Annotated in this window: 29 protein-coding genes, 1 tRNA gene, 1 pseudogene and 1 riboswitch; of the genes and pseudogenes, 13 read left to right on the top strand and 18 right to left on the bottom strand. The window is 27.1% G+C overall.

Features of this window, described 5'->3' with window-relative positions:
- Positions 1 to 46: 46 nt before the first annotated feature.
- Positions 47 to 985 carry a DMT family transporter gene (locus tag H8923_RS07120; RefSeq protein WP_153926019.1) on the bottom strand — a complete coding sequence of 313 codons (939 nt, stop codon included), beginning with the start codon at positions 983 to 985 and terminating at the stop codon, positions 47 to 49.
- 147 nt (positions 986 to 1,132) lie between these two features.
- Here H8923_RS07120 and H8923_RS07115 point away from each other — a divergent pair, with 147 nt between their 5' ends.
- Positions 1,133 to 2,032 (top strand): AraC family transcriptional regulator, encoded by a 900-nt coding sequence (locus H8923_RS07115; protein WP_153926017.1) that lies wholly within the window; start codon positions 1,133 to 1,135, stop codon positions 2,030 to 2,032.
- 284 nt (positions 2,033 to 2,316) lie between these two features.
- A complete protein-coding gene (locus H8923_RS07110) occupies positions 2,317 to 2,967 on the top strand; it encodes an NAD(P)H-dependent oxidoreductase (RefSeq protein ID WP_153926014.1) in 651 nt (216 codons plus the stop codon).
- Between the two features lie 59 nt (positions 2,968 to 3,026).
- On the opposite strand, the gene H8923_RS07105 is transcribed toward H8923_RS07110, so the two are convergent.
- Positions 3,027 to 3,584 carry a LysR family transcriptional regulator substrate-binding protein gene (locus H8923_RS07105; protein WP_408639062.1) on the bottom strand — a complete coding sequence of 186 codons (558 nt, stop codon included), beginning with the start codon at positions 3,582 to 3,584 and terminating at the stop codon, positions 3,027 to 3,029.
- A 79-nt stretch (positions 3,585 to 3,663) separates the two neighbouring features.
- Here H8923_RS07105 and H8923_RS17180 point away from each other — a divergent pair, with 79 nt between their 5' ends.
- From H8923_RS17180 to H8923_RS07095, 3 genes are all read left to right on the top strand, one after another.
- A complete protein-coding gene (locus H8923_RS17180; RefSeq protein ID WP_207707752.1) occupies positions 3,664 to 4,065 on the top strand; it encodes an MBL fold metallo-hydrolase in 402 nt (133 codons plus the stop codon).
- A 78-nt stretch (positions 4,066 to 4,143) separates the two neighbouring features.
- Positions 4,144 to 4,284: a hypothetical protein gene (locus H8923_RS17175; protein WP_207707751.1), complete on the top strand. Its 141-nt coding sequence runs from the start codon at positions 4,144 to 4,146 to the stop codon at positions 4,282 to 4,284.
- Between the two features lie 107 nt (positions 4,285 to 4,391).
- Positions 4,392 to 4,467 (top strand) — tRNA-Asn (locus H8923_RS07095).
- Between the two features lie 440 nt (positions 4,468 to 4,907).
- On the opposite strand, the gene H8923_RS07090 is transcribed toward H8923_RS07095, so the two are convergent.
- Complete coding sequence (locus tag H8923_RS07090; protein ID WP_153926012.1) at positions 4,908 to 5,297, bottom strand: hypothetical protein; 390 nt, start codon at positions 5,295 to 5,297, stop codon at positions 4,908 to 4,910.
- A gap of 206 nt (positions 5,298 to 5,503) precedes the next feature.
- Here H8923_RS07090 and H8923_RS07085 point away from each other — a divergent pair, with 206 nt between their 5' ends.
- Positions 5,504 to 5,926, top strand: a complete 423-nt coding sequence (locus H8923_RS07085; RefSeq protein ID WP_187127882.1) for a nucleotide excision repair endonuclease — start codon at positions 5,504 to 5,506, stop codon at positions 5,924 to 5,926.
- 166 nt (positions 5,927 to 6,092) lie between these two features.
- Here the strand turns inward: H8923_RS07085 and H8923_RS07075 are convergent, their stop codons facing one another.
- Entirely contained in the window at positions 6,093 to 6,473 is a 381-nt protein-coding gene (locus tag H8923_RS07075; RefSeq protein ID WP_153926008.1) for an HI0074 family nucleotidyltransferase substrate-binding subunit, read from the bottom strand.
- Positions 6,466 to 6,705: pseudogene (locus H8923_RS07070) on the bottom strand (nucleotidyltransferase domain-containing protein); the annotation flags it as partial. The pseudogene H8923_RS07070 and the gene H8923_RS07075, both read right to left, overlap by 8 nt.
- A gap of 345 nt (positions 6,706 to 7,050) precedes the next feature.
- On the opposite strand from H8923_RS07070, the gene H8923_RS07065 reads away from it, so the two are divergent.
- Positions 7,051 to 8,649: a peptide chain release factor 3 gene (locus tag H8923_RS07065; RefSeq protein ID WP_153926006.1), complete on the top strand. Its 1,599-nt coding sequence runs from the start codon at positions 7,051 to 7,053 to the stop codon at positions 8,647 to 8,649.
- Positions 8,650 to 8,684: 35 nt separating this feature from the next.
- On the opposite strand, the gene H8923_RS07060 is transcribed toward H8923_RS07065, so the two are convergent.
- Positions 8,685 to 8,936 carry a type I restriction enzyme endonuclease domain-containing protein gene (locus tag H8923_RS07060; RefSeq protein WP_243139913.1) on the bottom strand — a complete coding sequence of 84 codons (252 nt, stop codon included), beginning with the start codon at positions 8,934 to 8,936 and terminating at the stop codon, positions 8,685 to 8,687.
- A 166-nt stretch (positions 8,937 to 9,102) separates the two neighbouring features.
- Here H8923_RS07060 and H8923_RS17750 point away from each other — a divergent pair, with 166 nt between their 5' ends.
- Positions 9,103 to 9,186: a YvrJ family protein gene (locus tag H8923_RS17750; protein WP_317982852.1), complete on the top strand. Its 84-nt coding sequence runs from the start codon at positions 9,103 to 9,105 to the stop codon at positions 9,184 to 9,186.
- 80 nt (positions 9,187 to 9,266) lie between these two features.
- Here H8923_RS17750 and H8923_RS07050 read toward each other — a convergent pair whose 3' ends face one another.
- The 9 genes from H8923_RS07050 to H8923_RS07010 all read right to left on the bottom strand — a co-directional run bounded on the left by H8923_RS07050 (position 9,267) and on the right by H8923_RS07010 (position 17,375).
- On the bottom strand, positions 9,267 to 11,027 hold the full coding sequence (locus H8923_RS07050; RefSeq protein WP_153926004.1) for a DUF2326 domain-containing protein: 1,761 nt from the start codon (positions 11,025 to 11,027) through the stop codon (positions 9,267 to 9,269).
- The gene (locus tag H8923_RS07045; RefSeq protein WP_153926002.1) at positions 11,024 to 11,269 is read right to left on the bottom strand and encodes an ABC-three component system middle component 6; all 246 of its coding nucleotides are present in this window, start codon (positions 11,267 to 11,269) and stop codon (positions 11,024 to 11,026) included. Before H8923_RS07045 ends, H8923_RS07050 begins: the two co-directional genes overlap by 4 nt.
- A 5-nt stretch (positions 11,270 to 11,274) precedes the next feature.
- Complete coding sequence (locus tag H8923_RS07040) at positions 11,275 to 12,675, bottom strand: metallophosphoesterase family protein (protein WP_172976701.1); 1,401 nt, start codon at positions 12,673 to 12,675, stop codon at positions 11,275 to 11,277.
- Positions 12,676 to 12,796: 121 nt separating this feature from the next.
- Positions 12,797 to 13,522 carry an ATP-binding protein gene (locus H8923_RS07035; protein WP_153925998.1) on the bottom strand — a complete coding sequence of 242 codons (726 nt, stop codon included), beginning with the start codon at positions 13,520 to 13,522 and terminating at the stop codon, positions 12,797 to 12,799.
- Entirely contained in the window at positions 13,473 to 14,432 is a 960-nt protein-coding gene (locus H8923_RS07030) for a DnaD domain protein (protein WP_153925996.1), read from the bottom strand. The genes H8923_RS07035 and H8923_RS07030 overlap by 50 nt, the downstream gene beginning before the upstream one ends.
- A 12-nt stretch (positions 14,433 to 14,444) precedes the next feature.
- On the bottom strand, positions 14,445 to 15,233 hold the full coding sequence (locus tag H8923_RS07025; protein ID WP_153925994.1) for a recombinase RecT: 789 nt from the start codon (positions 15,231 to 15,233) through the stop codon (positions 14,445 to 14,447).
- Between the two features lie 88 nt (positions 15,234 to 15,321).
- A complete protein-coding gene (locus tag H8923_RS07020; RefSeq protein ID WP_153925992.1) occupies positions 15,322 to 16,257 on the bottom strand; it encodes a YqaJ viral recombinase family nuclease in 936 nt (311 codons plus the stop codon).
- A gap of 72 nt (positions 16,258 to 16,329) precedes the next feature.
- Positions 16,330 to 17,136 (bottom strand): phage antirepressor KilAC domain-containing protein, encoded by an 807-nt coding sequence (locus H8923_RS07015; protein ID WP_153925990.1) that lies wholly within the window; start codon positions 17,134 to 17,136, stop codon positions 16,330 to 16,332.
- Positions 17,133 to 17,375: a helix-turn-helix transcriptional regulator gene (locus H8923_RS07010; protein ID WP_153925988.1), complete on the bottom strand. Its 243-nt coding sequence runs from the start codon at positions 17,373 to 17,375 to the stop codon at positions 17,133 to 17,135. Before H8923_RS07010 ends, H8923_RS07015 begins: the two co-directional genes overlap by 4 nt.
- Before the next feature lie 321 nt (positions 17,376 to 17,696).
- Between H8923_RS07010 and H8923_RS07005 the strand changes: the two genes are divergently transcribed.
- A complete protein-coding gene (locus H8923_RS07005; RefSeq protein WP_153925986.1) occupies positions 17,697 to 18,113 on the top strand; it encodes a helix-turn-helix domain-containing protein in 417 nt (138 codons plus the stop codon).
- A gap of 28 nt (positions 18,114 to 18,141) precedes the next feature.
- Positions 18,142 to 18,654 carry an ImmA/IrrE family metallo-endopeptidase gene (locus H8923_RS07000; protein WP_153925984.1) on the top strand — a complete coding sequence of 171 codons (513 nt, stop codon included), beginning with the start codon at positions 18,142 to 18,144 and terminating at the stop codon, positions 18,652 to 18,654.
- Positions 18,655 to 18,729: 75 nt separating this feature from the next.
- Here H8923_RS07000 and H8923_RS06995 read toward each other — a convergent pair whose 3' ends face one another.
- Entirely contained in the window at positions 18,730 to 18,942 is a 213-nt protein-coding gene (locus H8923_RS06995; protein WP_153925982.1) for a hypothetical protein, read from the bottom strand.
- 127 nt (positions 18,943 to 19,069) lie between these two features.
- Between H8923_RS06995 and H8923_RS06990 the strand changes: the two genes are divergently transcribed.
- Positions 19,070 to 19,573, top strand: a complete 504-nt coding sequence (locus H8923_RS06990; RefSeq protein WP_153925980.1) for a thioredoxin family protein — start codon at positions 19,070 to 19,072, stop codon at positions 19,571 to 19,573.
- 207 nt (positions 19,574 to 19,780) lie between these two features.
- Here the strand turns inward: H8923_RS06990 and H8923_RS06985 are convergent, their stop codons facing one another.
- Both H8923_RS06985 and add read right to left on the bottom strand, forming a co-directional pair.
- The gene (locus H8923_RS06985; RefSeq protein ID WP_122639205.1) at positions 19,781 to 19,981 is read right to left on the bottom strand and encodes a cold-shock protein; all 201 of its coding nucleotides are present in this window, start codon (positions 19,979 to 19,981) and stop codon (positions 19,781 to 19,783) included.
- Between the two features lie 201 nt (positions 19,982 to 20,182).
- Positions 20,183 to 21,169, bottom strand: coding sequence for an adenosine deaminase (gene add, locus H8923_RS06980; RefSeq protein ID WP_153925977.1), 987 nt, complete (start codon positions 21,167 to 21,169; stop codon positions 20,183 to 20,185).
- Between the two features lie 119 nt (positions 21,170 to 21,288).
- Positions 21,289 to 21,388: riboswitch (purine riboswitch) on the bottom strand.
- A 135-nt stretch (positions 21,389 to 21,523) separates the two neighbouring features.
- Between add and H8923_RS06975 the strand changes: the two genes are divergently transcribed.
- Both H8923_RS06975 and gltS read left to right on the top strand, forming a co-directional pair.
- Positions 21,524 to 21,967 carry a staygreen family protein gene (locus tag H8923_RS06975; protein ID WP_153925975.1) on the top strand — a complete coding sequence of 148 codons (444 nt, stop codon included), beginning with the start codon at positions 21,524 to 21,526 and terminating at the stop codon, positions 21,965 to 21,967.
- Between the two features lie 108 nt (positions 21,968 to 22,075).
- Positions 22,076 to 23,287, top strand: a complete 1,212-nt coding sequence (gene gltS / locus H8923_RS06970; RefSeq protein WP_153925973.1) for a sodium/glutamate symporter — start codon at positions 22,076 to 22,078, stop codon at positions 23,285 to 23,287.
- Positions 23,288 to 23,330: the final 43 nt, after the last annotated feature.

Here is a 23,330-nt window from a genome sequence, read left to right as displayed (position 1 = left end):
TTAGCACATATCTTTCTTCTAGCTCATAAATTTATTATATTAAAATTTATTTAGCAATAGCTTTTTCTTCACTAACTTCTTTTATTCTATCATCTTTTTTACTAAATGAAAGTATTGAAATTGTAACAATTATAAATAATGCACCTACTAATTGTATAAAGCTAAAACTTACATTAAAAAATATCATAGAAAGAATAGATGCTGATAAAGGCTCTACACAAGTGAACATACTCGTCTCAGAAGGATCTATATATTTCAAACTTTCTAAATAACAGTAATATGCTATTAATGTTCCAAAGAATACTACAAGAGCAATAGCTAAAATTGATTTAACTGAGAAGTTTCCGTTACAGTTAAATGGAGGATAAATAAAGCTAAAAGCTATACCTCCAATTAACATCCCCCATCCAACTACACATAATGAACCATATTTTTTTAATAATTCTGCTGGTTGTAATGTATATATAGCACATGTAATTGCAGATAAAACTCCCCAAAATACTGCTTCTTTAGATATGGCTAAAGTACTTATATTTCCTTTTGTAATAATTAAGAAAACTCCTAATATAGCCATTAAAATACAAGATATTTGCTTTAATGATGGCATTTTTTTATTACAAAAAGCTAAATAAATTATAATTATAACTGGTGATAAGTATTGAAGTATAGTTGCTGTTGCTGCATTACCATGAAGTATAGCCGCAAAATAAGTATATTGAACACCTAACATTCCGATTAAAGCAAATACTAAAATTTTAATAATATTTTCTTTTTTATTCCATATTAAATATACATTTTTATCACCTTTAAATAAAGAATATATTAACATAATTGCTCCAGCAATTATCATTCTCACAACAACAAGCCACTCTGGTGTGAAATTTTCACTTTCGAATAAGTATTGAGCCGCTACTCCTGAAACACCCCAAAGAAATGTTCCAATTACAACTAATAATATGCCTTTAAGTCTTGATGAATTTTTCATAAAATCATTTCCTTTCTGTCTATAAATTAATTTTAAGCATAATATAATTATATTGACTAAAAATCATTATTAATATAATAATATAACTAATAAATATAATTATATTAACATAATTTAAAATTGAAATTGTTATTTAAGGAGGATACTATGAAAGTTTACGATATAATTGTTGATGAAAATAAAAAAGAAATGATTCAATATGGACTCCCTGAGTTTTTATTTGTTATAGAGCCAATACAAATTAATAAATATATTTTAGGTTTTATTGATTGGCATTGGCATAAAGAACTTCAATTTTGTATTGTTACAAGTGGTATTGTTGATTTTCACATTAAAGGTGAAACTGTAACTCTATCAAAAGGAGATGGAATATTTATAAATACTGAACAACTACACAAGGTAAAAAATCACATAGATTCTGACGGTTCTTATCTTTGTTTTAATTTCAATCCAGATCTTATTTATGGTTTTGCAGGAAATATAATAAATCTAAAATATATAATGCCTTATTTAGGTAATCCTGCAATAACATATTGTACTTTAAAAAAAGATATTAATTGGCAATCTGATATTCTAGAAAAACTTCTTAAAATTCAAATAGAATATACTAATCAAAATATTGGATTTGAATTGCAAATACTTACATTACTACTAAGTGTATGGGTGGATATGCTTAAGAATTACTTTATATCATTTTCTAGTGATAATATAATTCATAATACATCTCGCATAAAAGATGTTATAAATTATATTCACGGTCATTATATGGAAAAAATAAATTTAAAAGATATATGTGATGAAATTAATTTATCAAAGGGTGCTTGTTGTAGAGAATTTAAAAAATATATGAATTGCTCTATTTTTGAATATATTACTAATTATAGATTAGTTATGAGTGAAAAATTATTAATTACAACTAATGAATCTATCACTGACATAGCTTATAAGTGTGGATTTGGAAGTACGAGTTATTTTATTGAAAAGTTTAAACTACAAGCTGGGATGTCTCCCCTTACTTATAGAAAGGAAAATCAATCAAAAAAGTAGGTGCATTGTGCTCATATGCCCTACTTTTTTGATTGATAATGTATCATTTATTGTTTCTTTATATAGTGAACCTATTTTATTTTATATTGTTATTTCACTGTCATTACAAATAAAAGGATAGTTTGGGTCTACTTCTTGAAAATTAGTTTCTTGATATTTTAATATCTTTCATAAATTTAACCATAGTATCTTTTATAACCTAAAAACTAAAAATAAATGTAATATAAACTTATAATATAGGTGATGTTATAAATAATAATTAAAACATTTAAAGGAGTAAAGTTATGAATAAAAACGAAGTAATTGATATATTAAATTTTAGACATGCATGTAAAGAATTTGACCCTAATAAAAAGATAAGCTCTGAAAATTTAGAAGTTATAATTGAGGGTGGTAGATTAGCACCTAGTTCTATAGGTATAGAACCTTGGCACTTTTTAGTCATTGAAAATCAAGAATTAAAAGATGAATTAAGCAAGGTATGCTTTGGTGGCAAGACACAAATACCTACTTGTAGCCACTTTATAATATACTTAACTAGAACTCCAAAAGAAATAAGGTCTGATTCGGAATATATAAATTATCTATTAAAAGATGTTCAACATCTTCCTGATGATTATGCTTCAAATATGAGAAACTTTATGAAAAGTGCAGAAGATATGATAGGTGATGATGAAAATATGCAAAGCTATGCTAATGAACAAACATATATTGCTTTATCAAGTATGATGTTAAGTGCAGCTATGCTAAATATAGATTCATGTACTATTGGAGGCATTGATAGAGATGCTGTTGAAAAAATACTTATAGATAGAAATCTTTTGGATAAAGAAAAATTTAGAGTAACTGTAGGTTGTACATTTGGATATAGAGTTCATGATTCTAAACCAAAATTAAGACAACCTTTAAATGAGGTTTTTACTTTAGTAAAATAATCAATAAAAATGGCAGGATATATTCCTGCCTTTTTGTTGATTTATATAATATATATTTTCTATAAATTCCAATTAAATAGTTGTTCTTTATTTTCCTTAATCCAATCAAGAAGAAACTTACGAAAAGATTGCTCTTCTTTTGTAAGTAAGGCATAATTATTTTCAACCCAAAACATATTTCTAACTTGATTATCATCTTTAAAAGGTTTTATTACTATTTTTTCACTATTATTAGAAAAAGCAATATAATCTAAAGTAATTCCAATAGCTAGATTACGTTCTGCCATATTTATAATTAAAGAATCATTTGTTGTCTCAAGCATAATCTGTGGATTAATGTTTCTTTGAAATAATCTTTTCACATTTGAACTATAACAAGAATATGCACAGCCCTTACCAGCTATAGGTTGCTTATCTAAATCAAATTGAGAAATATATTCTTTCTTAGATAAAGGATTATCTTTATTAATAACTAAACAATTTTTATTGCTATATAAATAAGAAAATCTAAAAATTTCACTATTTAATGGTGTAGTTATAATTGCTGTATCTATATATCTTTTTTCTAATTTTTCTATAATGTCTTTTTCTGTTGTTTCAACAATATTTAATAAAATATCTGGAAAATCAATTTGATAAGCTGTGGCATATTAAATGTGTAAGTTACAAAAATATAAGAATAAGTGAGGTATATATATGAAATTAAAACAAATAAGAAACGCTACTATGATAATAACATATGCAAATAAGAAATTTTTAATAGACCCAATGCTAGGAGAAAAAGGAATATATCCACCTTTCCCTGGAACTCATAATCAACATTTAAATAATCCAATTGTAGAGTTACCAGTTTCTATTGAGGAAATTCTTGATGTAGATGCTGTTATTGTAACACATATACACTTAGACAACTTTGACCCAGCTGCAATGGAAATTATCCCAAAAGATATGAAGATATTTGCTCAAGATGAAGCAAATCAAATGGAAGAAGCTGGATTTAATAATGTAGAAGTTTTAAAAGAAGAAGGAAGTTTACTTGGTGATATAAAATTAATAAAAACTCCTGCTAAACATTACTCTGATGATTCAATACCATAATTATTCCGTCAATTAAATACTGCTGGTGAAGCATGTGGTGTTGTATTTAATCATACAAATGAAAAAACATTATATGTTATGGGAGATACTGTTTGGTATGATGAATTAAAAGATGTATTTAATAAATATAATCCAGAAGTTGTTACAGTAAATGCTGGTAATGCTCAATTTGTAGCAACTCATATGGAAGGTGTAAATCACTTAATGGTATCTAGATAAGATTTAAGATTAAATCATAATAAAAAATATTAATAAAATTAAATACAATGGTTATAATAATATATGTAAGGGGTAAGTAAAGAATTTCTTCCCTATCATAAATACATGGGAATATGGCTCAGTTGGTAGAGCAATTGACTGTTAATCAATGGGTCACAGGTTCGAGCCCTGTTATTCCCGCCAATAAAAAACTCTTAGCTTAGACTAAGAGTTTTTTTATTGATTTATATTATAATTCCTTCAAAGTTATACACTTAATGTTGAATTATTTGTTTCAAAATTCACATCAAAATACTCTACTTGAAGATAGCTTTCTATATTAATTCATAAAAAACTGCAGGCAGATTTATATTAAATCTACCTACAGCTATACTTTTTTGATATCTTTTAAGTATATTTTTTGCTCATTGCCTCACACCTATTCCGCAGTACACCTTTTTGTTGGTTGCCTTATGCGTTGTAAGTACTATTAGTATATAGTATGTTTTTACCAGTTATTATGTTCATATTAGTTAAATATAGTGACCAATATTTTTAATGTACTATTTTTAAAAATAATATCTTAATTAAATGATTTATCTGTATCATATAAATTTCTTATTGTCTGTGCAAAAGTATCTTTATTAAAATTGATGTTTTAAGTTTTTATTACGTTCAAAAACATATAAAACTATTAGATAAAGTGCAATTGCTAATATAGTTGCCATGATGTCAAAAATATCAAATGGACTATTTAAGAACATATCATGTACTACTTCAGATAAAACAGCCATTAGAAAAATTATTCCCGATACTTTAATAGATATTTTAAATGTAAAATCTTTCTTTATTTTCTCATAAATAATTTCTACCATCCATATAAAGAACCAAGCCGCACTTATATTAGGCATAACTCCTAATTTGAAATTGATTATATCAATATTAACTAAATATGTTTCTCTTAGTAAAATAGTGATTGCCCAAGAAATTATTCCAATAATTCCAAATACTGATGTTACAGTGTATTTTTTCATAATTCCCCCCTTCTTATTCTTTATTATACTTTATTAAGTTTTAAGATTCTATATTACTAATAGTTCCTCCTCTTAATATTAATTGCTTAATTTTGCCTCTTAGGTCATAGTGCTAAGGCCTCTTTGTGTATCAGTTACTATCTATTATGAATAAAGTACCTTATATTGAAGAAAATAAATCTAAATACTATGTAGGAGCATTAATTATGGCATATGTATATAGATTTTTAGACTACAGAACTAAGGATATTATTTATGTAGGTAAAACTAAGAGACCACTTGAAACTAGAATGAATGAACACTTTCATAACGGAGGGCACCTTCCTAGCAAGTGCTATAGTTCAGTAGGTAGAATAGAGTATATAACTTGTAAAACTGAAGCTGATGCAATTTTAGTAGAAAACTATTTTATTAATAAGTATAAACCAAGGTACAATACACAGGATAAGGTCCAGAGTCCTTTGACAGTTAGTATTAATGTTAAAGATAATTGGAAGTTGTTTAAAGTCTTGAAAAAAGGGGTTACTTTTACTCCGCCTAAGACTCCTAGTGTCGCTGTGTTTTTATTTTGGGGATTTATGGCTTATTTCTTTTTATTAGGAGTTGCCTGGTATATAAAAGAATTCTAATAGTACTAGTGAGTTATCTAAAATATAATAAGTATGAAGCAAGGAGATTCTAAATTCATCCTCCTTATTTCATACTTATTAATAAAAATTCCCTATTTTAAATGTTGTAGATATACTCCTTGGAATGATCCTTATACTCCATATGACAAAGTTCATGGACTACAATTTAATACTCTAAATAGTCTTTTAGCTTATTAAATTCTACGATATATTTTTCTTTAACTAATTTAACTATATTAACTGCTGTTTCTTCATCATACATGTAAGATGTTCTATTTCTATCTAACATCATTTCTATCCATATATCACCATCACTTATTAACTTATGCTTAAATGCACATCTTATCGTACTTCTTGGAGCTAATGCTTCATCTAATATCCCTTGGTCCTCTAAGTATAGTTTCATTATTTTCCAAGCTTGCTCAAAGGTAAATTCAAATCTTTGTATTATTCCATCTATTATAATATCGTCAGTGATATCTTTATTTAAAAGCCTTTTTAATTCTTTTTTAAAGTCTTCTTTTCTTTCATCTAATTTTTTAGCCATTATATATTACTATTCCTTCGTTCATTATGTTTTCAATCAATTTTTCTTTAGTTAGTTCATTGAAGTTTAATATATCAAAGCTCAGAGGTGTATTTATCTTATCTATATCCATAGCTACTTTGGTTTGTATTAAGTGAGTTATTTGTTCACCAAATAAACACAAATCTACATCCGAATTATACTTATTATCTTGTCTAGCTCTTGAACCAAATAAAATTACTTTTTCTATTTCTCTATATTTTTTAAATAAATTTCCTAATTTGTACTTTCCACAATTTGTTCTAGAACTTCACTATATGATCATATCTGCTGTCAACACATCAAAAAAGCTTTCTCTTCATATGTAAATCTAATTCCATCATCGGTATGATTATTCATCCATTCAACAGCTTAACGATGTTCCTCTCTAGCATGTTTTACCACTATAAAATGCAGGTATTGAGGCTTGCTTTTTTAAATTAAGCTATTTTAATAAGGTTTCTATATTGACAGTTTTAAAATAAAGTTATAATATCAATAGGATTATAGTTTTTTTATATTTTGATAATCGTAAAATTAAAATAAAGGATGATAAAAAATGACAGAACAAAATTTAAACTTGATTGATGAAGTTAAAAGAAGAAGAACCTTTGCAATCATTTCCCATCCCGATGCAGGAAAAACTACATTAACTGAAAAGTTTCTATTATATGGTGGTGCCATTCGTGAAGCAGGATCAGTTAAATCAAGAAGATCTCAAAAACATGCAGTATCTGACTGGATGGAAATTGAAAAACAAAGAGGTATATCTGTTGCATCAAGTGTTCTTCAATTTGAATATAATAACTTTTGCATAAATATTCTTGATACTCCAGGGCATCAAGATTTCAGTGAGGACACTTATAGAACTCTTATGGCAGCAGACTGTGCAGTAATGGTTATTGACTCTGCTAAAGGTGTAGAGGATCAGACAAAGAAATTATTCCAAGTTTGTAAAATGAGAGGAATACCAATTTTCACTTTCATAAATAAAATGGACCGTCAAGGAAGGGATCCATTTGAACTACTTGAAGATATTGAAAATGTTCTAGGAATTCGCTCTTGTCCAGTAAACTGGCCAATTGGTTCTGGTAAAGAGTTCAAAGGTGTATTTAACCGTCATAAAAATCAAGTTGAACTATTTGATGATGGTAACCATGGACAATCTATTGCTAAATCTATAACTGGAAATATATCTGATGAAAAGTTTAATACTTTATTAGGTGATGCTCTTCATGAAAAGCTACTAGAAGATATTGAACTTTTAGATATTGCTGGAGATAATTTTGATTTAGACAGAGTATTAAATGGTGAATTGACACCTGTATTCTTCGGAAGTGCCCTTACTAACTTTGGTGTAGAACCATTTTTAGAATCGTTCCTAGAAATAACACCACCGCCAAATCCTCGTAGCAGTAATTTAGGTGATATTGACCCTAATTCTAATAACTTCTCAGGATTTATATTTAAGATTCAAGCTAACATGGATAAAAATCATAGAGATAGAATTGCATTCCTTAGAATTTGCTCTGGTAAATTTGAAAAAGGTATGACAGTAACTCATGTACAAAGAAATAAAAAGGTTAAACTTTCACAACCTCAACAGTTTGTAGCACAAGACCGTGTTATTATAGATTCAGCTTATCCTGGTGATATTATAGGGATACACGATCCAGGTATATTTAATATTGGTGATACGTTAAGTGAAAAGCAGTCAAATTTACAATACACTGGTATCCCACAATTTGCTCCTGAGTATTTTGCAAGAGTTTCTACAAAAAATGCTCTTAAGAGAAAGCAGTTTGTAAAGGGTCTTACACAGTTATCAGAAGAAGGTGCTATACAGGTATTCAAACAACCTAATTCTGGTATGGAAGAACTTATTATAGGTGTAGTTGGAGTTCTTCAATTTGAAGTTTTAGAATATCGTCTAAAACAAGAATATGGTGTTGAGATGATAATGAATTCACTACCTTATCGCTATGTACGTTGGATTGAAAATGATCTTTCTAAATATGGTAGGCTTTCAATGCCAATGGAGACATTATTAGTTGAAGATAAAAATAACAATCCAGTATTGTTATTACAAAATGAATGGTCTATTAGACATTTTATTGAAAGAAACGAAGGTTTAGTTTTAAGAGAAACTTCTTTATAAAAAAATATATATAAGTTTTGTAAATTAAAAGCTAGTCAATTTAATTGGCTAGCTTTTAATTTATTGGTATATCGCTCAAGCAAAGCTACATTTCTGCTACACTCCATTACATCTTCTATAGCCTTTTCACTTTTGTTTGGTGGATAGTCATACTTTTTAAGTAACTTCTTTATATGCATTCTCATCTTAGCTTGTGCCTGCTTTCTTTCATGCCATGCTGGACATATATTTTCTTTAACTGTCTTAGTTAAATCCTTTGCTATCTTTATCAGTATATCATCTTCCATTGCACATCATGCGCTAATTTATCTACAGCGTGAAGTACAACAACCTATATAAGGAAGATTAAATAACAATACCATGGTATTACACTGCTTTAAAACTTATTTTTTAAGCATAGTCCTTTTGCTTATAAATTTATATCGAAAGGTTATGTTTATGACGAATTCATAAATTCAAACTTTAATAGCTTCTATTGGCTTTCCTATAGCTCTTAGCATGTATTTACTTATTAGGGCTTTAGGCTCTATCTTATAGTATTTATAAATTATCTAAAAATATAATAAGTATATAGTGAATAGAGGATAAATCCATCTATTTATTATATATTTACTTATCTAATATTTGAATCCAAAGAACCTATTTTCATTATTCTTCTCTCTATTTAAATTAGCTATTACTTTATTATTATCTAAAATCCATTCTATATCACTCTCATTAAATTCATCCGTATTTGCTGTTATAATATACTGTCCTCTTCCTTTATCTAATAAAAGCTCATCTACATATCTTATTAATCTTCCTTTTGCGTACTTATCATCCGGTTTGCAATAAGAACCATCATGAATTAAATAATTTAATATATAGTTATTATTTATCCTATTTATTAATAGTGTTAAATCAAAAATATTAATTTTCATATAATTTCTTCCGTGAGATCCTTCAGAATCAATTGTGCAGTCAACCTTAATTCTACCTGTAGGTTTATTTAAAGATACATTTTGTTCTAACTCATACTCCAATAATCCTTTTTCTCCATATGTTACTTCTACTAATTTATCAAAAGTATTGCTTAATCTGGCTATGTTTACCTTATATGATTCAAGTAATTCCGATTGTTTCTCAGCTAACTCTATTATTTCTTTTTTTATGCCATTAATAACTTTATTAATTTCAGACTTTTGATTATAATATGATATCTTAAGATTGACCTCTGCCAAGCTCAGATTTTTATCATTTAACTCTTCTAATATACTATTTATATCTTCGACTATATTTCCTTGCTGTAGTAACTTAGAGCTACTATCTACTATATCTTGATAGTGTTTCTTGCTAATGATAAGATTTTTTATTTCTTTGTCAATTTCTTTAGCTTTATTATCAAAATATTCTCCTCTATTATCTACCATAAAATTATAAAATTCAGATACTTCTTCGTAGTTTCTCTTAACTTTATCTGGAAAATATCCTAAAATACTTTCATAAAATTTATCAACTTCCTCTAATTTTTTTATTTCCTCAAGCTTTAACTTTAAATTATCAGTATTCTTTTTATATTGCTTCTTTACTTTTTCTAGTTTATATATGTTTCTCTCTATTATATTTAATTCATTTTTTGCATTTCTATATTTATCCATATCTATTTCTATTTTTGAATTTATATCTACATTATTAACAATATTCTTTAGCTTATCAACTTCTTCTGTAATCTTCTTTTTTAATAATTTTAACTCATTTATATCGCCAGACATATTATTGATAAGTAATTTCTTTTTATTAAGTTCTCTATTTTTCTCTTTTAGAGGCAATACTTCTTTTTCTAAATTTTCCGGCAACATTGATAGAAAAGATATCGCTCTATGAGTATCTATAGGCTTTCGATTACTCATAAATATAGAGTTAAATCCTTCTTTTTCATCTCTTATTATATATTCTCTTATTTGAGAAAAAGTAGGAAATAAATTTGTTCGTTCTATATCGATATAGTTACATTCTTGCACAACTAACTTATAATTTTCTTCTTCTTCTTCTCTCCACAAATTAATATCTATACTCAAATTATCACTTTCAAGTATATATCCATTCTCTGGATTAATTATTCTACGTCCTAAAAATATATTTTTCTCATTTATCTGTGCCTTTAATATGATAAAAATATCTTTCTCTCTTAATTCTATACTATTTGTAAAGTTAGACGGCATGGATGTTCCTAATATTGTTCTTATACATTCTATAAATGTAGTTTTTCCAGCTCCATTCGATTCTGTAACCTCTTCTTTTACTCCTAAAATTACACTCAGACCAGATTTATTAAAACTATACTCCTTAATTTTTTTATTATTTGATAGGGAGTATACATATAAAGTATCTAAAATCATAACTCATACCTCTTTATATACTTATTTGTTAGTTCAATTTTTCCTATTGAGTATAAGAAAGTTAAACATAACAACAAGACTCTTTCTACATTTAAATTTAAAGTTATATTATTCAATCTTGTATATTCAGTAAATAGTTCATCTATATGCATTTCTTTATCTAAAATATTATATAGTATCATAGATGAGTAAGGTATATTTTCTTCTATTGTTTGATACTTAGATATTGTAAAATAATCCATATATATCACTCCTTTACATCATCATATATATCACATTCATTTATTAACCAGAAAACCAACGTTTTTATATATAATTTTAATTTAATTTCTGGATATTTTATTTTAGTTTTATATCTATTATATATATTTCTAACTATTGCCTCTAATATTTCTCCACCTGTTGCATATTTATCTAGAGTATTATTGTATTCTTCATATATCACACTTGGAATCATTATTTTCTTATCAAATCCTAAGCATGTTGAGTCATTCATTATTTCGTCTATAATAGAAAAATACTGACTGCACGAATTAAACTGTTTCTTTACAGTTGAGTTACATTTCATATTTGAAAATTTTTTTTCTATATCTTCTTTAATAAAACTATCCTCTTTACTTTTTATACCATCTATATTCTCATGGAATTCAATAATGAAGTCTTTAAATTCATCTTCTTCTATATATATTTCTTCATCATTACACTCTTTTTTTTTTAATTCAAACCTTGCTATACCATTTTTTACATTTCTTCCTAATCCCTTTGTTTCTATAGACCAAACCTCATCAATATCATCCCAGCTATAATATTCTATACTGCAATTATTTTCGTATGCTTCACCTACTATAAAAGTTGCTTTTGCATATCCATCTATAACACCAGCTCCTGACATAACTGTATAAAACTCTCTATCATTATTATTATCAATAGAATACGAAGGAAGATGAGAATGTCCACATAAGTAAATATCTACACCTTCATCTACTAAATTATTCATTACTTTCTTTCTTTCATCTGCAAGTAAGCAATCTATATTATGATGACCTATTGCTATATTAAGTTTATCATTACTTAATTTTCCATTTAAAGTTTTAAATAGTTTATTCAAGAATATACTTATTTTTCCTTCTTCATTATCTCCACCACATAGTAAACTTGTATTTAAGTTAATTATATTAAAACAATCTCTCTCCTCAATAAAATGTAAATCTATTTCATTATATGTACGATTAGTTAACCTATTATAGAAAATCCAAAACTTTTTCTGACTATGAATTAAATCATTGTACGTATCCTCATCTAAGTTATCTATTTCATACAATGGATTATTTGCATTTACTATTGAATCTATTAGTCTACTTTTTTTCTTTGAACGATCTAAGTCATGATTCCCCGGAACAATAAATAAATTCTCTTTACTTACCCCACTTTTCTTTATTATATTATTAATAAAATCTTCAGTGTCTTTATTATACGTACTCCCTCTATAAGCAATATCTCCTGTTATTGCTATAAAATTAAACGTTCCATTTTCTTGTACATATTTTTCTATATACTTAACTAATCCAGATCTCATTTTACTCGTAGAGTAATTATCGAATGAATAATGTATATCCGATATATGTAACCACCTTAATTTTCTGTCCATTTTACTCCTCATCTCTTTAATTTATATACATAATTTATAATATACATATATTATATATTATTTTACATATTTTTCCTATTGTACTATAAGATAATGAGTAAATTTATCAGGTTACAGTATATTATCCATACACCCTATAATTCAACTTCTTACCCCTAATCTCAACACACCTCTCCTTACACATCTCAACCAACCTACTACCAACCCCCTCATCAATATCCAAAATCCCCTCAACCCCCTTTTCACAACTAACAATAACAGGCAAACCATTAAAATATCTATAATTAACAATCTCAAACATAACATTAACATCACTACCAGTAATACTCCCCTTAAACAAATCATCAACCAACAGCACCCTACAATTCTTATACCTATTCATCTCCCTATGATAATAAGCCTGATCCATAATATTTTGCTTAATCCTAACAACACTATCCCTATACCCCATGTACAAAACACCGACCCCCCTATCCATAAGAGTATTAGCAATAGCCAAAGACAAGTGGGTCTTACCACACCCAACTTGTCCCATAAACATAATAGAATTATTCCTACTTTTCTCTATCCTCTCAAAATCCCTAACATACCCCCTGGCAACCTTATAAGCTTCCATAACTTGAACATCATTAAGATAATTAAAATTATCAAAAGTCTTATTCCTAAACTCACTACTTATACCACTTCTCTTAAGTATCTCCTCAGCTTCACGCAAAGCCCTACACTCACAAGGAATTGCCACTCCATCATCTATAATAAAAGTCATATCCCTACACTTATCACACCTATACTCACTATCACTCTTTAAAACTTTCAAGCTCTCTTTTAAATTCTCTGACTTCTTCATCTGTTGGTTTTCTATAAAGTCCTTCATCCTCATTTTCAAAGACTTTGGCATATTTAGATTTTGTATGCTCATTTTTATATCTTCCATAACTATCTCCCCTATTCTTAAAAGCAACTTCATAAGCTTTCAAATCACTTAAACACTTAATGTTATTATCATTCCACTGCTTTAAAATCCCGTTAATATATCCCTTATTACACTTACCTTTATCAGTAGCAATTTCTATAGCTCTTTTAAAAAGTTCATAATCAATACTCTCACAAACTTCAAATAGCCACTCTCCAACAATAGGATTTATAAGTCCAACATTTTGTTCATATAAAACTTTAAACTTTTTTATATCACCTACATACTCACTACTTACATCGTCACAAGATTCACTTTGACTATTCAAATTTAAACTAGCATCTTTTTCTTTATATTTTTCTTTTTCTTCTTCTTTTTGTTTTTCTTTTTCTTTTTCCCCATAGTGTTTCTTAAAGCTTGACTCATCTTCAGCTACGGGTATAGATAGACTATCTATACTATACCCATGCTTATTACATTCATTTAAAAACAGCTCTACAAGAAAACTACTTTTAATATTACCTATCTCTTTTTCTATACACTTTTTTACTTTAGGACTATTAGCCTTATTATGCTTTATCCAATTTTTTAAAAATATCTCTTTAGTTTCATCACAATAAACTATCTTTTTATATCCTTCAAATCTATCAATAAGCTTCTCTACTGTTTCTCTGTTATATCCAGTTTCCGTTTCTATAATTCTTTTTGGAAGTTCATAAATTCCACTTTGACTTGTTTTTGAATTTGTCATTAAATAAATGTAAAAATACTTTTCTTCAGGTGTTAAATCAAGAACAAACCCATCTTGCCAGTAATCTATATGAATATGCCTATAAATAGCCATACAAGTCCCCCCTTAATTTAATTCACTACAATCAATACTTTCATCTTCCCTATCTACTAGTAACATATCACTATCAACTCTACCCTTTACACTTTCATCAAATATAATAGCTTTTTGCATTTCAATACTAAGTGGTGCATATTTAAGAAGCTTTTTAATTACAGTTTTTTTAGCCATAGAGTCAAACTCTTTTTCCCATACTCCATTTTCAAAGCTTTTAGAGTATTTCTTCCCATGTTCTAAAACTTCATCATAAGTCATAAAAACAAAATTATATCCACTTGGCTCTAGGTGATAAACTGCATAATAACCAATTACATTTCCTCTATTTCCTTTTAAAAGTGGCTTATGAATTAGCTTTTGTACTAGTCCATAATCTATATCAAATTCATCATTTTCTCTTACTTCATGTGCATATAATGTCTTTAGCTTACCACTTCTATTAGCAAGTTCTAAAAGTCCTTTATATCCTATTTGAAACTGTACTTTATTTATTCCTTTAACCTCGTATGGTATTAGATATGCAAGGCCTAGTGCAGTGTTTGGTTCAAGACCAAGTTGTGCACTTTGCATCATAGCTGCAATAAAAGTCCTAGGGTCACATTTTTGAAGTTTTGGGTTTGAATTAAATGCAGTTAAAGCTACTTTTTCAAATCTTTCACTACTTAAATTAGTAGGAAGTGCTGATGTGATTTCCTCATTCATTTTTATCATTAGTTGCTTCATAGCGTAAGCTTTACTTACAGTTACAGAATTCCCCTTAGTTTCATTAGTTTTTAAAGCTTTCTTTAAATTACTCATTATATATCTCCCTTTTAATTTTATTGAATTTTCAAACATATTAATTTATAATTACACTTTATATAATAATTTCAGAATTACTTAAAATTTAAATCCTAAAAACTCTTGAAATAGTAGTTTTCATGTATTTCTCTACTATTTCTGGGTGTTCTTTTTTTAATCTCTTAGTATCTACAGTATTTCTAACTTGCTTTTTCCAAGTTATTTTTCTATCTCCTAAATAAGCAACTTCATAATCTTTCATTTGCATCTGTAAATACTGCTCTATTGCTTTTCTCTCACTATCTAAATCTTTTACAAGCTCACGTACATCATCATATCTTTTTAATAAATCTTCTTTTTCAAATAATATAACCTCTTCCTCTATGCTATCTTTATATAGTCCTTGAAGAACACTTGAATAGTCATCACTTCCATCAGGTATTGGCAGTTCTTCTCCTAATATACACTTGTCCCAAAACATCTTTTCTAAATTCATTATTTCATTTATAAGCACTTCTTCTCTATCTAACTTATGAATTACAAGTTCTTCATTACCAATAAGAGCTGCTATATAACAATGGGTTGCTCCAGTTACTGCCATATAGTGATAACACTGTACTTGAATATAAATTGGAACTTCCTTTTGCCATAACTTCTTTGAATAGCTATTTGTTACCTTACATTCTAAAAATGCTTTTTCACCTACAACTGCTCTATCTATATTTGCAAGTGCAAAGGGGTATTTATCATTTTTAAGTATTCCATTTACATTTCTAACTTTTTTACCTGTTTTTAAGGTAAACTCATTAGCTACAAAATCTTCTAACTTATTACCAAGATCCATTTTATAGTTTATCTCTTCATCTATTACTAAATCATTTTTTATGTTCATATAAACGCTCATTGAACTTTTATAAGGATTAAGCCCTAAAACACTAGCAGCATCACTTCCGCCTATACCTTCTTTTCTTTTCTTTAACCATTTTTCTTTTGACATACTTTTAGTATCACAAATTATATTAGCATCTAAATACTTTCTCATTTATTACTCCCCTTATCTAATTTGTAATATTTATTTTCCTATAAAATTATAGACTGCTCTTTACGCAACTTTTTAAAAGTCAAACTTATCTATAAAGTATAATTGCCCCTTGCCAGTAATAAGAGTTGTAGTAGATATAACTTCTCCATCCATTGTCATTACTAGCTTTTCATCAACCTTAAAAAGACCTTGATTTATATAAGCTTGTTTTGGCATATTCTTTTCTTTTCCACCAGCTATAAGGTAACCGTTTTCCCTAAGCCATTTAAATAACCTATTTCGGCCTGTTTTTTTATCATCATTATTTAAAATTTTAGCAAATTGACCTATAGTTATTGCATCTTTTGATGCTGCTATACCTTTTCCAAAATCCGTATACGGTTTATCTATAGCTATAACTTCTTCTAATTTTTCTGCTTTTTCAAGGGCTAATACTTTTTCTTCTTTTTCCTTTTTTAGCTTAGTTGCTAAACGGATTATAAAATCTGGATCTTCTAAAGTTTTACTTATTACATCATCATTCATATATGTTCCATGATTCCTAATACTTGGTATTACTTCATCAACTACCCATCTTTCAAATCTTTTTGCACTTTGTAATTTAGACCTCATAATAAGTCTATACATATTGCCTTCATCTATAAATTTTTTATTAACATATTGAACTATGTCACTATTATCACTTCTTTTACCTGTAACTACCCCTACGTCGGAAAAAATTACCCCCTCATTCGTGCAATGTCTAATAATTGCATCTCTAGGATTTGAATATCCAAGTATCATCGCAACTTGTATGCCTTCTATATATTCCTTGTTATCTTTAACAATTACACTTAGTTCTCCAAATTCATTACTTCTGAAGATTTTTAATGAATTCATCTTATACGCCCCCTCTTTTTATTACCTTTTGGTAACTTCATTTGCAAAAATATATCATTAACTTCTTCTAAAGTAAGCTCTAAAGTTTCACTTACCCTTACAACTTCTTCTAGAGAAAATCTATTTTTTCCATTTTCCTTTAAATTGTAACTTTTAGTATTTATGCCTATTACATTAGCTATTTGTTCTTGAGTAAATCCATTTAAAACCCTTTTTGATTTTAAAAGTCTATGTTCCATTTTATTTCCCCCTAATGCCTATTATGTATTTCTAATGCTTTATTTTATTACCTCTTTTACAATTACATAGTATTACTATTTTTCACCTATGTCAATTACCACTTTTACAATTTATTTTTAACTTAGGTAATGATTTTTATGTTTTTATTACCTTACTATACAATTTTATTTCCTTTTTGGTAATATTGTGTTACCATTTAGTTACAAAATTAAATAAAAAAATTTTTTTAATATCTTTTACATAGAAAATTACCTTTTTAAACACTATTATTTTCTATTTTAAATAAATTTTAATCGAATAAAATTAAAGGAGTGTTTTTATTGGAAACTATAGGATACAGAATTTCTAAAGCTAGACGTCTTATGAATATTAATCAAAAAGAACTAGCCACAAAGGCAAATATCACAGAAGGAAGTTTATCGAGATATGAAAATGATATAAGAGAGCCAAAAGCTGCTGCTCTAACACAACTTGCAGAGGCTTTAAATGTATCTACAGATTATCTATTAGGTCTTACTGATGATATTGAAGTTCAAAATAATAGCTTAGCTGATAAATCAGATGAAGAGTTTGAACAAATATATGAATCAACTAAACAAAAGTTTGAATCTGGCAATATAATGTTTGATGGGGAGCCAGCTTCAAAAGAAGCTATAGATAGTATGCTACAAGCAATGAGAATGGGTATGCTTTTAGCTTTAGAAGAACAAAAGAAAAATAGAAACAAAAACAGATAAATATACATTATAAAAGGGGAGATTTATATTGTGCAGAGGTACAAGAATAAGGGAAATAGTTAGGAGATTAAAAATACTTTATAAGAATGAAACACCGCTTGATATTATACATCATAGAAATATAGTATTATGCTATATAGATGAAAACTGTATATCAAATGGTGCTTATTTAAAAAATGAAAATACTCAATTCATTTTTATAAATACAAAGCTATGTGATTATGAGGCAAGAATGACCTATGCACATGAACTTGGACATTCAATTCTACATCCTAATGTAGATACATTTGAGTTAAAAAAGACTGATCCTCTTTTATTAACAAAATATGAAAAAGAAGCTCAAATATTTGCAGCAGAGTTTTTATTAGATGATGATATATTAGAAAGATATCATGGTCAAAGTATATTTAATGTAGCAAGAGAAGAATACGTTTCATTAGAGTTAGTAAAACTTAAATTAATAAATTTATATAAATCTAATAACTTACATGAATTTAATAATTTAGAGGAATCTAATTTTGATGAGTATTATGCAATTTAACAACTAAATATTTTATAAATGATCTAACTAATCTATATTAAAAATATTAATAACTTATTTGGTATATAAATATTTTTAATATATTACTTTTATAAAATCAGTATAATAATTATCACCATTACTTTGACTTAATGAATGTAATGGTGATATTACATTTAAAATATAATATCCATCTTCTAGTTCTTCATAATCATCTATATAATAACTTCCTATAAGTTCATTGAATTCTTGATAAGTTACTTTTTTCTTTTTTAATAAGTAATTAACTCTTTCTAATTCTTCATTCATATAATCACATCCTTAAGAGTATTATGTATATTTTTTCTGAAATTTATTAATATTGATAAATTTTTATAGCTAAAGAATTTTATAAATGATACTATAAAAATAGAATTTACATATTAGGAGGTAAACTATGATTACTATGACTATTGAAGAACTATTTGAAGTTGGAACTAACTTTGAAACATCTGTTGGAGAAGGAACTAAAAGTGAAAGAGCTAGAATACCTAAAAACTACTCTAGAATAAACTTACCTGAGGAAGTAGTTTCTGCTATAGAAGGATTTGATAAAGAAATTAATTTTTTAGTATCTGGTGAGATATGGTGCCCAGATTATCAGTTAAATATTACTGTCTTAAAAAAATTCACTGAACTTAATCCTAACTTCAATATTTCAGTAATTTCTATGTCTAGAGGTAAAAAGTTCTTAGCCCCTATTTTAGGTGTTACTGAATTAAAATGGCCTACTGTTGCTGTATTAGATAAGGATTTCAATATTTTAGGTACTTTTAATGAAAGACCAAAAACAGTTCGTGCTGTAGAAAATTTTGATGATATAAAATTAGATTACTACAAAGGTAAATATTTATTAGATTCTGCTTTAGATTTCTTAGAAATAATGAATAAGGCAAAATAATAAATATAATATACTTACTCTAGAAAGATAAAACTGTACATAAAAATGTAATTTTAATTTCATGTACAGTTTTAATTATCTTATCAAATTTAAATCTACCCATTTTTTCATTATATAATTTAATATCAATCTATCAGTTTTGTATATTAATAGTTATATAAAATAAAAAAAGACACGTAATGTGTCTTTTTCACGAACATATATATATTATAATATAGTTACGTTTTCTGCTTGAGGACCTCTAGCACCTTTAACTATATTAAAGTTTACTTGTTGACCTTCTTCTAATGACTTAAACCCATCAGTTTGTATAGCTGAAAAATGTACAAATACATCATCTCCACCTTCTACTGATATGAAACCAAATCCTTTTTCATTGTTAAACCATTTTACTATTCCATTATTCATTAAAAAATACTCCTATAAACCTATTACTAGGTTTTTCTTAATTTATTTGTGTATCGCTACAAATATTATTATAGCACATATTAAAAATAATATACAGTATTTTTTATATTTTTAATATTTTATTCGTAATATATTAATATTGTTCATCAAAATATAATCCATGACTATATTGAGTTTCCACGTTCTGGCCATGGTTTACAATTATATTAAGCTTTTTAACCACATCTTAGTATCTTCATCTGCAAATGTTGCATCTACACTGTTTAAATATATTCTTTTATAATCCTCTTCACTCATATTAAAGTTATCCTTAACTAAACTTATTTCATTTGTAAGATCTACATCTGAAACAGTTCTATTATCTGTATTTAAAGTAACACTTAAATCATCTTTATAAAAATTAAAGAATGGATAATCACTAATTTTATCAATGGCTTTAGTATGAAGATTGCTAGTAGGACACATTTCAAGAGTTACATTTGTTCTTTTAACTAAGTCGTAAGCTTCTTTCATATCTTTTATATTTATTCCATGACCGATTCTTTCAGCTCCCAATAAATTTATTGCATCTATTACATTTTTTCCACTTGCTGCTTCACCTGCATGGATTGTAACTCTATATCCATAGCTTCTAGCTGACTCTATTGCTTTTTTATACTTAGTAGCAAACCCCTCTACTTCTGGACCACATAAATCAATTGCAACTACACCTTTTCCTAAAAATTCTTTCCCCTCTTTTACAACTAATTCAGCATCTTCTACACTCATATTTCTCATGCATCCAAGTATTAAATTTGCTTTTATTTCATACTTTTCACATGCTTGATTCATCCCCTTTAAAACACTTTGTATTACTTCTTTTATACTTAATCCCTTTTTCATATGAAGCATTGGTGCAAATCTAATTTCAATATATTTAACATTTTCATTAGCTGCATCTTCTACTAATTCAAATGTTACTCTCTTAATACTTTCTTTTGTTTGCATTACTTTATTAGCTAAATCAAATTTCTTTAAATATTCATCTAAAGATGTACAATCTATTGGTACTTGTACAAGTTTTTTTATATCATTTATATTATAAGATGGTAATTCTAAGTTTTCTTTTCTTGCAATATCTAATATTGTTTCTGCTCTAACACTTCCATCTAAGTGACAATGTAATTCTATTTTTGGTAACTTTCTCATAATAAACTCTCCCTCTTAATTATATTTATTTCACTATATTATTTGTAATTATTTAAGCATTTATATAAAAATTTGTATAAAAAAAATTCCTAACTACAAAGAAAACCTATTGTGTAAATAAGTACATAAGTTTTCTTCGTAATCAGAAATTATCGGTTTCTGGTAGAGACCCCTAAACCATATCATTAGGGTTATACGATTAAATTTATATTTTTATAAATTTTATATTTTTTCTTAATCAATGTCAATATGTTTTTAATATTTTTTCATTTTTATGTAAATCTATTTATTTTGTAAATAAAATCAATAATTTCAATATAATATTATATAAATTAATTTTAGGAGTGTGATATTTTGAATGATTTATCTGTTAATATTATAAATCCTGTAACGGCTACTTACCCTACCTTATTTAGACGATATACATTGATACCCGACTCACAAAATAGAGGTAAAGGTACCCTATTTATTGCCCCAGAGTATTATTTAAATGATACAGAACCAGTATTAAGAGATGAACTATGTGGTCAGTGGGTATTTGTAGATGATAATAGTTATGTATTAACTTTATTTGTTAATGTCGGAAGTGATGAATTTGAAGTTGCTAAAGGCAGATATAATAACTTCTTAGAACTTTTACCTGATTATGTTGATTCATTAATTAATGCAGATAAAGAATTTTTTGATGCTAACCCTCATTTAATACCTTCACATGTTAGTATGAGATTTATATCTTCTCACGGTCAATTTAATAAAACAGTTTATTTTTGTAAAGTGAAAGATTATTTATTAGCTTAAGATATTAAAAAGATGCTACATTAAAAATAAATGTAGTATCTTTTTAATATTTCTTATATTTAATTAATATATATTTAGTACAAGTATTATATAAAAGGAGGATATAATTTGTTTAATATAGACCTTAATTCAACATATACTTTGATTCTCACAATTATGCTTTTTTTATTTGGAAGTATATTAAAAAATAAACTTAAATTTCTAAATAATTTTTGTATCCCTTCCCCTGTAATTGGCGGTTTATTATTTTGTATTTTAACCTTAATCCTAAACTCCTTTGGTATTTTATCTATTAGTATGGATACAAGTCTTATGCCTTACTTTATGTCTTTTTTCTTTACAGTTATTGGGCTTGGTGTTAGTCTTTCATTAGTAAAAAAAGGAGGAAAGCTTTTAATCAAATACTGGCTCTTATGTGGACTGCTTGCTTACTGTCAAAATGGCTTAACTGTAGTTCTTTCAAAGATTTGTAACATTCACCCATTGCTTGGTTTAATGTGCGGAACAATTTCAATGGAAGGCGGACATGGATGCGCTGCTGCTTTTGGTGCAACTATAGAAAGTTTAGGTATAAAAGATGCTTCTAGTGTTGGTATTGCAGCTGCAACATTAGGTCTTATTTTAGGTGGTATACTTGGAGGACCTGTTGCTAAATATTTAATTGAAAAATATAAGTTGAAACCTTCTAATAAAACTAATACATATTCACCTCTTAAAAACACAACTGTCGGCGTAACTAATACATATTATGGTTTAACACCTTTTATGTTTTTTGAGCAATTTTTATTAGTACTACTTTGTATGACCCTAGGCGAATTTATAACAACTTTATTTTATAATATTACAAATATAATTTTACCTAGTATTGTTGGTTCTATGTTTATTGCTGTTATTTTTAGAAATGTAAATGATAAAACAAATATTATAAATATAGATTTAAAACTGCTTGATTTTTTAAGCGAACTATCTTTAGGTATGTTTTTAACTATGGCTTTAATGAGTGTTGACTTACTAAAATTATCTAGCTTATTTGGTCCTATAGTTTTTATAATTATTTGCCAGGTTATATTTATGATTCTGTATGCTACAATAATTTGCTTTAGGATATTAGGTAAAGATTTTGATGCTGCTATTATTATAAGTGGTATGATTGGTCATGGTCTTGGTGCAACTCCTAATGCTATTGCAAATATGACATCAGTTAGCCAAAAATATGGACATTCGGATAAAGCGTTCTTAGTAGTACCTTTAGTTGGTGCTTTTTTATTAGATTTATTTACCATGCCTAGTATAATATTTTTTATTAACTTATTAAGCTAATTAAAGAATAAAATTACTTATTTTAGATTAAATTTTGTCATTT

Source organism: Romboutsia faecis, assembly GCF_014323405.1.
GTDB lineage: Bacteria > Bacillota > Clostridia > Peptostreptococcales > Peptostreptococcaceae > Romboutsia_E > Romboutsia_E faecis.
Note: the sequence above shows the minus strand (reverse complement) of the source record. Positions and strands in the feature narration are given on the sequence as shown.

Bases quoted from the DNA above. Each gene is read 5' to 3' on its own strand.
- H8923_RS07030 (WP_153925996.1), bottom strand. From the start codon at position 14,432: ATGGCTATTTATAGGCATATTCATATAGATTACTGGCAAGATGGGTTT.
- H8923_RS07085 (WP_187127882.1), top strand. From the start codon at position 5,504: ATGGCATATGTATATAGATTTTTAGACTACAGAACTAAGGATATTATT.
- H8923_RS07045 (WP_153926002.1), bottom strand. From the start codon at position 11,269: ATGGATTATTTTACAATATCTAAGTATCAAACAATAGAAGAAAATATA.
- H8923_RS07015 (WP_153925990.1), bottom strand. From the start codon at position 17,136: ATGAATTCATTAAAAATCTTCAGAAGTAATGAATTTGGAGAACTAAGT.
- H8923_RS07090 (WP_153926012.1), bottom strand. From the start codon at position 5,297: ATGAAAAAATACACTGTAACATCAGTATTTGGAATTATTGGAATAATT.
- H8923_RS06995 (WP_153925982.1), bottom strand. From the start codon at position 18,942: ATGAATGAAGAATTAGAAAGAGTTAATTACTTATTAAAAAAGAAAAAA.
- H8923_RS07050 (WP_153926004.1), bottom strand. From the start codon at position 11,027: ATGATTTTAGATACTTTATATGTATACTCCCTATCAAATAATAAAAAA.
- H8923_RS17180 (WP_207707752.1), top strand. From the start codon at position 3,664: ATGAAATTAAAACAAATAAGAAACGCTACTATGATAATAACATATGCA.
- H8923_RS07035 (WP_153925998.1), bottom strand. From the start codon at position 13,522: ATGAAGAAGTCAGAGAATTTAAAAGAGAGCTTGAAAGTTTTAAAGAGT.
- H8923_RS07110 (WP_153926014.1), top strand. From the start codon at position 2,317: ATGAATAAAAACGAAGTAATTGATATATTAAATTTTAGACATGCATGT.
- H8923_RS07010 (WP_153925988.1), bottom strand. From the start codon at position 17,375: ATGGAACATAGACTTTTAAAATCAAAAAGGGTTTTAAATGGATTTACT.
- H8923_RS07025 (WP_153925994.1), bottom strand. From the start codon at position 15,233: ATGAGTAATTTAAAGAAAGCTTTAAAAACTAATGAAACTAAGGGGAAT.
- H8923_RS07075 (WP_153926008.1), bottom strand. From the start codon at position 6,473: ATGGCTAAAAAATTAGATGAAAGAAAAGAAGACTTTAAAAAAGAATTA.
- add (WP_153925977.1), bottom strand. From the start codon at position 21,169: ATGAGAAAGTTACCAAAAATAGAATTACATTGTCACTTAGATGGAAGT.
- H8923_RS07120 (WP_153926019.1), bottom strand. From the start codon at position 985: ATGAAAAATTCATCAAGACTTAAAGGCATATTATTAGTTGTAATTGGA.
- H8923_RS07065 (WP_153926006.1), top strand. From the start codon at position 7,051: ATGACAGAACAAAATTTAAACTTGATTGATGAAGTTAAAAGAAGAAGA.
- H8923_RS07020 (WP_153925992.1), bottom strand. From the start codon at position 16,257: ATGAGAAAGTATTTAGATGCTAATATAATTTGTGATACTAAAAGTATG.
- H8923_RS07060 (WP_243139913.1), bottom strand. From the start codon at position 8,936: ATGGAAGATGATATACTGATAAAGATAGCAAAGGATTTAACTAAGACA.
- H8923_RS07115 (WP_153926017.1), top strand. From the start codon at position 1,133: ATGAAAGTTTACGATATAATTGTTGATGAAAATAAAAAAGAAATGATT.
- H8923_RS06985 (WP_122639205.1), bottom strand. From the start codon at position 19,981: ATGAATAATGGAATAGTAAAATGGTTTAACAATGAAAAAGGATTTGGT.
- H8923_RS07040 (WP_172976701.1), bottom strand. From the start codon at position 12,675: ATGGACAGAAAATTAAGGTGGTTACATATATCGGATATACATTATTCA.
- H8923_RS17175 (WP_207707751.1), top strand. From the start codon at position 4,144: ATGGGAGATACTGTTTGGTATGATGAATTAAAAGATGTATTTAATAAA.
- H8923_RS06990 (WP_153925980.1), top strand. From the start codon at position 19,070: ATGATTACTATGACTATTGAAGAACTATTTGAAGTTGGAACTAACTTT.